This window comes from Chrysiogenia bacterium (assembly GCA_020434085.1).
In the GTDB taxonomy this organism is placed as follows: domain Bacteria; phylum JAGRBM01; class JAGRBM01; order JAGRBM01; family JAGRBM01; genus JAGRBM01.
Genome location: JAGRBM010000075.1, coordinates 1 through 2185 on the forward strand (window position 1 = coordinate 1; position 2185 = coordinate 2185).

A 2185-nucleotide genomic window follows, 5' to 3' on the forward strand; every position below is an offset into this window, starting at 1 on the left:
GCCGAGACCTACGCCAAGGCGGCCGAGGTGGTGGGTCTGAGCCCCATCATCATGCACAAACAGGCCAATGCGCTCATCAAGAGCGCCCAGAACGACCTGGCGCAGGCGCAGATCCAGAGCGACCCCTCGCTCGAAGAGCGCGCCAACGCGAGGCTCCTTGAGGCCAAGGGCGTGCTGGATCAGGCCGTGTCGAATTTCCCGGGCTACGGCTCGATTTACAAGCGTCTGGGCGAGTTCTATAGTCTGCGCAAAGAGTGGTCCCAGGCGGCGGATTCCCTTCAAAAAGCCCTCAATATCAACCCTTTTGATGTCGAGGTGCAGCAGCTTATCGCCCTGGTCTACGAGCAGCTCGGCGAGAAAGACGCCGCTGAGAAACATCGCCGCATCATCGAAATTCTGCGCGGCTGAGGCCCCCGGTTGGGCCCACTGGGGACGGTGAGTTCACTTTGCCCCGACTCGCGCATTGAGGAAACCCATGGAATCGGCATCCGAGGAAAACGAACTCATCGAAACAGCCCAGTCAGCGCCCGAGGCGCAGCCTGAAACGCCGGCGTCGGAGGCTTCGACCCAGCCGCCCGAGGCAGTCAAAGCCGCCGCGAAGCTGCGCGAGGATCTGCTCGCCCAGATCCGCAAGAAGATCGTGGGGCAGGGCGAAGTGGTCGACCTGCTCGTGCTGGCGCTGCTCGCCCAGGGGCACGGCCTGTTCATCGGCGTGCCGGGGCTTGCCAAGACGCGGCTCATCTCGACGCTTGCCGAAGCAATCGGCCTTAAATTCAACCGCATCCAGTTCACGCCCGATCTCATGCCCGCCGATATCACCGGCACCGAGATCCTCGAAGAGGACAAGGCTACCGGCCAGCGCCACTTCCGTTTCGTGAAGGGCCCGGTGTTTGCGAACATCCTGCTGGCCGACGAAATCAACCGCACCAGCCCCAAGACACAGGCCGCGCTGCTCCAGTCCATGCAGGAATACAAGGTGAGCGCCGGCGGCCAGACGCATACCCTCGAAGCGCCGTTCCTTGTCTTTGCCACGCAGAACCCCATCGAGCAGGAGGGCACTTACCCGCTGCCCGAGGCCCAGCTCGATCGTTTTATGTTCTCGATTCACGTGGATTACCCGAGCCTCGACGAAGAGGTGCAGGTCGTTGCCTCGACCACCGGCGCGGTCGACGAAGAGATCACCCCGGTCATTACGCAGGCGCAGCTTCTGGAAATGCAGAAGCTCGTGCGTGAGGTGCCCGTTGCCGAACCGGTGGTGCGCTATGCCGTCGCGCTGGTTCGCGCCACGCGCCCCGATGACGAGAGCGCGCCCGAAGACGTCAAGAAGTGGGTGGCCTGGGGCGCGGGACCGCGCGCCAGCCAGTACCTGATCCTCGGCGGCAAGGCCCGCGCGCTCACGCAGGGGCGCACCGCCGTCACGGTCGCCGATGTGCGCGCGCTCGCCGGTCCGGTGCTTCGCCATCGCGTGGTGGTGAACTTCCAGGCCGAGGCCGAGGGCGTCAATTCCGACACGATCATCGCCAAACTTCTGGAGCACGTGCCCGGCGTTTGAGGTTCCCACAGCCGCGAGCGCTTCCATCCGGGGCGGCGCGCGGCCAACCCAGTTAGAGAAGCATCCGTTCCATGACCCAGCTGCTCGACCCAGCGACTCTGGCCAAATTGCGTCCCCTGGGGCTTCGTGCCCAGCGGATCGCCCAGGGCGTGTGGGCGGGCATGCATGCCTCCCCCAGCAAGGGCGCGAGCATCGAGTTTGCCGAGCACAAGCAATATTCCCAGGGCGATGAGCTGCGCCACCTGGACTGGAAAATCTACGGCAAGTCCGACAAGCTCTTCGTCAAGCAGTTCGAGGCCGAGACCAACATCGCCGCGCTCTTCGTGCTCGATACGAGCGGATCCATGGGGTATTGCGGCGCGCAGATGTCGCCGGATATCAACCCGGCCGATGTCGATACCGGCGCCGACCGGCGCGGGCAGGAACTTGGCACCGGGCAGGTGAGCAAGCTCGCCTATTCGGCCATGATGAGTGCGGGGCTCGCCCATCTGCTGCAGGGGCAGCAGGACGCAGTGGGTCTTGCCTGCGGCGCGAGCAAGCTCGATCTTTTCGTGCCGCCACGGCCGGGCCCCAAGCAGCTCGCCCAGCTCTTCCATGAACTCGAGGCCATTGAGCCCAAAGGCGAGTCGCACC

General features: G+C 64.5%; 3 protein-coding genes. All 3 read left to right on the top strand.

All coding sequences use genetic code 11. The features are described 5' to 3' along the window. On the top strand, positions 1 to 408 hold a 408-nt coding region (locus KDH09_02575; GenBank protein MCB0218555.1), incomplete at its 5' end, for a hypothetical protein. 67 nt (positions 409 to 475) lie between these two features. Next, positions 476 to 1552, top strand: a complete 1077-nt coding sequence (locus tag KDH09_02580) for a MoxR family ATPase (GenBank protein ID MCB0218556.1) — start codon at positions 476 to 478, stop codon at positions 1550 to 1552. A 71-nt stretch (positions 1553 to 1623) separates the two neighbouring features. After that, the coding region (locus KDH09_02585; GenBank protein MCB0218557.1) for a DUF58 domain-containing protein at positions 1624 to 2185 on the top strand (562 nt) is incomplete at its 3' end.